The sequence below is a fragment of the Pluralibacter sp. genome (assembly GCF_019237635.1).
Lineage (GTDB): Bacteria > Pseudomonadota > Gammaproteobacteria > Enterobacterales > Enterobacteriaceae > Enterobacter_B.
The window spans coordinates 1-7259 of the sequence record NZ_JAFAGS010000140.1; the positions used below are offsets into that span (position 1 = coordinate 1).

7 protein-coding genes and 1 pseudogene are annotated in these 7259 nt (G+C 52.9%); 5 read left to right on the forward strand and 3 right to left on the reverse strand.

Annotated features, from left to right (window positions below; all coding sequences use genetic code 11):
* Positions 1-338: pseudogene (locus JO226_RS16170) on the reverse strand (cell division protein ZipA); the annotation flags it as partial.
* 230 nt (positions 339-568) lie between these two features.
* Here JO226_RS16170 and cysZ point away from each other — a divergent pair.
* From cysZ to crr, 5 genes are all read left to right on the forward strand, one after another.
* On the forward strand, positions 569-1330 hold the full coding sequence (gene cysZ, locus JO226_RS16175; RefSeq protein WP_293602892.1) for a sulfate transporter CysZ: 762 nt from the start codon (positions 569-571) through the stop codon (positions 1328-1330).
* A 180-nt stretch (positions 1331-1510) separates the two neighbouring features.
* Positions 1511-2482: a cysteine synthase A gene (gene cysK / locus JO226_RS16180; RefSeq protein ID WP_293602893.1), complete on the forward strand. Its 972-nt coding sequence runs from the start codon at positions 1511-1513 to the stop codon at positions 2480-2482.
* Positions 2483-2864: 382 nt separating this feature from the next.
* Positions 2865-3122 (forward strand): phosphocarrier protein Hpr, encoded by a 258-nt coding sequence (gene ptsH, locus JO226_RS16185; protein ID WP_059179388.1) that lies wholly within the window; start codon positions 2865-2867, stop codon positions 3120-3122.
* A gap of 44 nt (positions 3123-3166) precedes the next feature.
* The gene (ptsI, locus tag JO226_RS16190) at positions 3167-4894 is read left to right on the forward strand and encodes a phosphoenolpyruvate-protein phosphotransferase PtsI (RefSeq protein ID WP_293602894.1); all 1728 of its coding nucleotides are present in this window, start codon (positions 3167-3169) and stop codon (positions 4892-4894) included.
* A 40-nt stretch (positions 4895-4934) separates the two neighbouring features.
* On the forward strand, positions 4935-5444 hold the full coding sequence (crr, locus tag JO226_RS16195) for a PTS glucose transporter subunit IIA (protein ID WP_000522253.1): 510 nt from the start codon (positions 4935-4937) through the stop codon (positions 5442-5444).
* 61 nt (positions 5445-5505) lie between these two features.
* On the opposite strand, the gene pdxK is transcribed toward crr, so the two are convergent.
* The gene (gene pdxK / locus JO226_RS16200; protein WP_293606794.1) at positions 5506-6342 is read right to left on the reverse strand and encodes a pyridoxine/pyridoxal/pyridoxamine kinase; all 837 of its coding nucleotides are present in this window, start codon (positions 6340-6342) and stop codon (positions 5506-5508) included.
* 5 nt (positions 6343-6347) lie between these two features.
* A complete protein-coding gene (gene cysM / locus JO226_RS16205; protein ID WP_293606795.1) occupies positions 6348-7259 on the reverse strand; it encodes a cysteine synthase CysM in 912 nt (303 codons plus the stop codon).

Sequence of the window (7259 nt, forward strand, 5' to 3'; positions counted from 1 at the left end):
TCCTCATGAGGAGGACGCGCTGGCTGCTGTACCTGACGCTCATAAGGCGGCTGGTACTGGTGCTGCGGCGCCTGGCGGGGAGCATCATGCTCTCCGGAGGGTGCGTTATGGGCAGGGGTCACCCGGTGAACGCGAACCTCACCTACGCCTTCAACATTGTCATCGAAGTCGCGCTCATCATCCGACTCATCGTCGTCGCGTGATTTCATGCGTTTCAGTGGGCGATCGCGGAACATAGAAGAACGTTCTTTGCGGCTGGTCCAGAAACCATGAACCAGTAATGCAATTATGGCGATCGCGCCAACAATGATTAATATCAGACGCAAATCCTGCATCATTATATTCTCTGTTGTTCTAACACCTTGCCACCACGGCAAACATTTACTCACTAAGAGTATTTGCCCATTACGTCAAGTGCAAGTGCGTACCAGGGATTCAGACAATAAAGATGAACCAAATCGTGCTTTTTGCTGTTTTTTCGAACATTTCTGAACTGGCGCTCAGCTGACAACCCGATAATATAGTCAGCTGATTGCCAGGGCTTTCACAAAAGGAGCATCGCCTGAACATGGTTTCATCTTCCACACCTGCTGCACGTAGTGGCGTTTACTATTTTTCTCAGGGCTGGAAACTGATCGGCTTGCCGGGTATCCGCCGTTACGTTTTTCTGCCGCTGCTGGTCAACATTATTCTGATGGGTGGGGCATTCTGGTGGCTGTTCACAAAACTCGAAAGCTGGATCCCGTCTTTAATGAACCACGTCCCTGACTGGCTGCATTGGTTGAGCTACCTGCTGTGGCCGGTTGCCGTCCTCTCAGTCCTGCTCGTGTTTGGCTACTTCTTTTCAACAATAGCCAACTGGATAGCCGCGCCGTTTAGCGGGCTGCTCGCCGAACAGTTGGAGGCGCGTCTGACGGGTGCCACGCCGCCGGATACCGGCGTGTTTGGCGTGATGAAAGATGTCCCGCGCATCATGAAGCGCGAATGGCAGAAGCTGGCATGGTACCTGCCGCGCGCCGTTGTGTTGCTGGCGCTCTTTTTTATTCCAGGCATTGGGCAAACCGTGGCGCCGGTACTGTGGTTTTTGTTCAGCGCCTGGATGCTGGCCATTCAGTACTGCGATTACCCGTTCGATAACCACAAGGTGCCGTTTAAAACCATGCGCGAGGCCCTGCGTACGCGAAAGGTCACCAACATGCAGTTCGGCGCGCTGGTCAGCCTGTTTACCATGATCCCGGTGCTCAACCTGGTCATCCTGCCCGTCGCTATCTGCGGCGCGACCGCCATGTGGGTGGACTGTTACCGCGGAAAACACGCCATGTGGAAGTAACGGTTTTGCGTATATAAATGTAATAAAGATAAAAGAGGGGTGGCTTATGCCACCTCTTATTCCATACTGATAACCTTTATTTCACATCTGCATATCGATATGCGAAAACCTTACTTCCCCCTGCCCGTTCAGCAGGTATGCTGGGGAGGTATCCTAATTTCATACAGTTAAGGACAGGCCATGAGTAAGATTTATGAAGACAACTCGCTGACTATCGGTCACACGCCGCTGGTTCGACTGAACCGAATCGGTAATGGACGCATTCTGGCGAAGGTGGAATCACGCAACCCAAGCTTCAGCGTCAAATGCCGTATCGGGGCCAATATGATTTGGGATGCCGAGAAGCGTGGTGTGCTCAAACCGGGCGTTGAACTGGTCGAACCGACCAGCGGCAACACCGGTATTGCGCTGGCCTACGTTGCCGCCGCACGCGGTTACAAACTGACGCTGACCATGCCGGAAACCATGAGTATCGAACGCCGTAAGCTACTGAAAGCCCTGGGCGCTAACCAGGTGCTGACCGAAGGCGCGAAAGGTATGAAAGGCGCCATTCAGAAAGCAGAAGAGATCGTGGCGAGCGATCCGGCGAAATACCTGTTGCTTCAGCAGTTCAGCAACCCAGCTAACCCGGAAATTCACGAAAAAACCACCGGCCCGGAAATCTGGGAAGACACCGACGGCCAAGTTGATGTGTTCATCTCCGGCGTAGGCACCGGCGGTACGCTGACTGGCGTCAGCCGCTATATTAAAGGCACAAAAGGCAAAAGCGACCTTATCACCGTCGCCGTCGAGCCGACCGACTCGCCGGTCATCACCCAAGCGCTGGCAGGTGAAGAGCTCAAACCTGGCCCGCATAAAATTCAGGGGATCGGCGCCGGTTTCATTCCAGGCAACCTCGATCTGAAGCTTATCGACAAAGTGGTGACCATCACCAACGATGAAGCTATCTCCACCGCGCGTCGATTGATGGAAGAAGAAGGCATCCTGGCTGGGATTTCTTCCGGCGCCGCCGTTGCCGCTGCGCTGAAGCTGCAGGAGGATGAACGCTTTACCAATAAGAATTTTGTGGTTATCCTACCCTCTTCGGGTGAGCGCTATCTGAGCACTGCACTGTTTGCCGATCTCTTCACGGAGAAAGAACTGCAACAGTAATGCCAGTTTGTGAAATTTGCGTAAAAAAGCACTCTCCCGGGTGCTTTTTTTGTGGAGCACTTCAAAGTTTCACCCCTGTTATCATTGATTCATCCCGCCAGGTCTGGTATTTAACCATCACATTTATTTCGATGCGCGAAATTATTCGAAACAGGATTTCCGTGTGCTGAATCGATTTTATGATTTGGTTCAAATCCTGCTTTCGCGGCATAATGTTTAATGACGAGCTATACGTCGACGGCCAGAAATGTCTGCATCGGATTGCGTTTAACAGGCGACTGTGCCGTAACCGTAATACCGGCGCTAACAATACAGGCTAAAGTCTAGCCGCCAGGCTAGACTTTAGTTCCACAACACTAAACCTATAAGTTGGGGAAATATAATGTTCCAGCAAGAAGTTACCATTACCGCTCCGAACGGTCTTCACACCCGCCCTGCTGCTCAGTTTGTTAAAGAAGCGAAAGGCTTCACTTCTGAGATCACTGTGACCTCCAACGGCAAAAGCGCCAGCGCAAAAAGCCTGTTCAAACTGCAAACTCTGGGCCTGACTCAGGGCACCGTAGTAGCTATCTCTGCTGAAGGCGAAGACGAGCAAAAAGCGGTTGAGCATCTGGTTAAGCTGATGGCTGAACTCGAGTAAGTTCACGAGTTCTTTTAAAAATCAGTCACAAGTAAGGTAGGGTTATGATTTCAGGCATTTTAGCATCCCCGGGTATCGCTTTCGGCAAAGCACTGCTGCTGAAAGAAGACGAAATTGTCATCGACCGGAAGAAAATTTCTGCCGAGAACGTCGAACAGGAAGTTGAACGTTTTCTGAACGGCCGTTCCAAAGCCTCTGTGCAGCTGGAAGCCATTAAAACCAAAGCTGGCGAGACGTTCGGCGAGGAAAAAGAAGCTATCTTCGAAGGCCACATCATGTTGCTCGAAGATGAGGAGCTGGAGCAGGAAATCATAGCCCTGATTAAAGATAAGCACATGACGGCTGACGCAGCGGCTCATGAGATTATCGAAGGTCAGGCGACTGCCCTGGAAGAACTGGATGACGAATACCTGAAAGAGCGTGCGGCTGACGTACGTGACATCGGTAAGCGCCTGCTGCGCAACATCCTGGGTCTGGCTATCATCGATCTGAGCGCGATTCAGAATGAAGTTATCCTGGTTGCCGCCGACCTGACGCCGTCCGAAACCGCACAGCTGAACCTGAAAAAGGTGCTGGGTTTCATCACTGATGCGGGTGGCCGTACGTCCCACACCTCAATCATGGCGCGTTCGCTTGAACTGCCAGCCATCGTGGGCACCGGCAGCGTCACCTCTCAGGTGAAAAACGACGACTATCTGATTCTGGATGCCGTAAACAACCTGGTTTACGTCAACCCAACAAACGAAGAGATCGAGCAACTTCGCGCCGTTCAGGAGCAGGTTGCCACCGAGAAAGCGGAACTCGCTAAGCTGAAAGACCTGCCGGCTATTACGCTGGACGGCCATCAGGTTGAAGTGTGCGCTAACATCGGTACCGTTCGCGACGTTGAAGGCGCTGAGCGCAACGGCGCGGAAGGCGTTGGTCTGTACCGTACCGAATTCCTGTTTATGGACCGCGACGCCCTGCCGACGGAAGAAGAGCAGTTCCAGGCGTATAAAGCCGTTGCTGAAGCCTGCGGCTCTCAGGCGGTGATCGTGCGTACCATGGACATCGGCGGCGACAAAGAGCTGCCGTACATGAACTTCCCGAAAGAAGAGAACCCGTTCCTGGGCTGGCGTGCTATACGTATCGCCATGGATCGCAAAGAGATCCTGCGCGACCAGGTTCGCGCTATCCTGCGCGCCTCCTCTTTCGGTAAGCTGCGCATCATGTTCCCGATGATCATCTCTGTTGAAGAAGTGCGCGCACTGAAGAAAGAGATCGAGATTTACAAGCAGGAACTTAGGTCCGAAGGTAAAGCCTTTGACGAATCCATTGAGATCGGCGTGATGGTGGAAACACCGGCTGCGGCGACCATTGCGCGTCATCTGGCCAAAGAAGTTGACTTCTTTAGTATCGGAACCAATGATTTAACGCAATATACTCTGGCAGTTGACCGTGGTAATGATATGATTTCACATCTTTACCAGCCGATGTCTCCGTCTGTCCTGAACTTGATCAAGCAAGTTATTGATGCTTCTCATGCTGAAGGTAAATGGACTGGCATGTGTGGTGAGCTTGCGGGCGACGAACGTGCTACACTTCTGTTGCTGGGGATGGGCCTTGACGAGTTCTCGATGAGTGCCATTTCTATCCCACGCATTAAGAAGATTATTCGTAACACGAACTTCGAAGATGCAAAGGTGTTAGCAGAGCAGGCTCTTGCTCAACCGACAACGGACGAGTTAATGACGCTGGTTAACAAGTTCATTGAAGAAAAAACAATCTGCTAATCCAAGAGATGCGGCCCAAATTACTGCTTAGGAGAAGATCATGGGTTTGTTCGATAAACTGAAATCTCTGGTTTCTGATGATAAAAAAGACACCGGAACTATTGAGATTGTTGCTCCGCTCTCTGGCGAGATCGTCAACATCGAAGACGTGCCGGATGTCGTATTTGCTGAGAAAATTGTCGGCGATGGTATCGCTATCAAACCCACCGGCAACAAAATGGTTGCGCCTGTAGACGGCACCATCGGCAAAATCTTTGAAACCAACCATGCGTTCTCTATTGAGTCCGACAGTGGTATTGAGCTGTTCGTTCACTTCGGTATCGACACCGTTGAGCTGAAAGGCGAAGGTTTTAAACGTATCGCCGAAGAAGGTCAGCGTGTCAAAGTGGGCGACCCGGTTATCGAATTTGATCTGCCGTTGCTGGAAGAAAAAGCCAAGTCTACCCTGACTCCGGTGGTTATCTCCAACATGGACGAAATCAAAGAACTGATCAAACTGTCCGGTAGCGTAACCGTGGGCGAAACCCCGGTTATCCGTATCAAGAAGTAATTGATACCGCAGTTGTGAAAATGGTGCCGAAAGGCGCCATTTTTGTTTCTGAATTCACCGCTTAGCGCGGCGGCAAGATCAGCTCGTCGTACCCTTTTTCAAGCGTATACCCCATCACCTCAACCACCCTGCTTCCGGCGGCTTCCACTGATTCAGGTAACGTTTTGCCCTGCACCACTGAACTGATCAACTCCGAGCAGAACAGATCACCGGTACCTTTCAGGTCCGTCGCAACTCGTGGCCAGCCGCTGATATCCACGCGGTCCGCCGTGACCAGCACCACATGGATATCATTGTCATTCGCAATCGGTGCACTAGTGATAGCCACCCATTTCAGCGTTTCCGACAGCAGTCCTTTCGCCGCTTCAATGGCTTGCTCCAGGGTGTCACACGGTTTTCCGCTCAGCACGCCCAGTTCGAACACATTTGGCGTAATGCCCTGCGCCAGCGGCAGCAGGTGTTCACAATAGGCTGCCGGGATTTCTGGCTTCACGTAGACACCGCTGTCGGTGTCACCAATCACCGGATCGACCAGAATCATCATTTGCGGATGCTTTTCACGCATCGCTTTCAGCCATTTCGCCAGAATCGCAATCTGGCTGGCACTTCCCATATAACCGGTAGTGACCGCTTTCAGCTCACGCAGAGCATCGCGCTCTTCAAGCGCCTGTAAATAGCCACTAAACCACTCGTCCGGGATCACACCACCGTAGAAGGTGTCGTAATGCGGTGTATTACTGAACAGCACGGTTGGCACAGCCAGCACGTTAAGGTGGTGCTGTTTTATGTTCGGTACGGCCACACTGTTGCCTACGCTACCGTAAACCACCTGTGACTGCACGGCCACAATATCGGCCTGCTGTGCCCGGGTTTTATCCCTGAATAAAATCATTTCCATGGCTGTTAAATCCCCGCCCCCTGACTGTAACTCTCTTCACCAAATACGCCGGTCGACAGATAGCGATCGCCACGATCGCAGATAATCGCCACCACCACCGCGCCCGGGTGGTTTTTCGCCACGCGCAGCGCGCCCGCCACGGCGCCGCCGGAGCTCACGCCGCAGAAAATGCCTTCCCGCACCGCCAGTTCGCGCATGGTATTTTCCGCTTCACGCTGGTGAATATCCATGACCTCGTCCACCAGAGAAGCATTAAAAATGCCGGGCATATATTCCGCAGGCCAGCGGCGGATCCCCGGAATGCTGCTGCCCTCTTCCGGCTGCAGGCCGACGATCGTCACTGGCTTTTCCTGTTCACGCAGAAAACGGGATACGCCGGTGATGGTCCCCGTCGTCCCCATGCTGGAAACAAAATGCGTGATCCGCGCCTGGCTTTGCTGCCAGATTTCAGGCCCGGTGGTGGTGTAGTGCGCGTAGGGGTTATCGGGGTTGTTAAACTGGTCGAGCAGCTTACCTTCGCCGCTCTGCGCCATCGCCAGCGCTAAATCACGCGCCCCTTCCATGCCCTGCTCTTTGCTGACCAGAATCAGTTCAGCTCCGTAGGCCCGCATCGCGGCACGACGCTCCTGGCTCATGTTGTCCGGCATCAGCAGCTTCATGCGATAGCCTTTCAGCGCGGCAATCATCGCCAGCGCGATCCCGGTATTACCGCTGGTGGCTTCAATCAGCACGTCGCCCGGTTTAATTTCACCGCGCTTTTCAGCCTGCACAATCATCGACAGCGCCGCCCGGTCCTTGACCGAACCTGCCGGATTGTTCCCTTCCAGTTTGACCCAGATTTCGCTGCCGTTGTCCGACCCCATGCGCTGTAGTTTGACCAGAGGCGTATTGCCGATAGTTTGTTCTAATGTATTCAC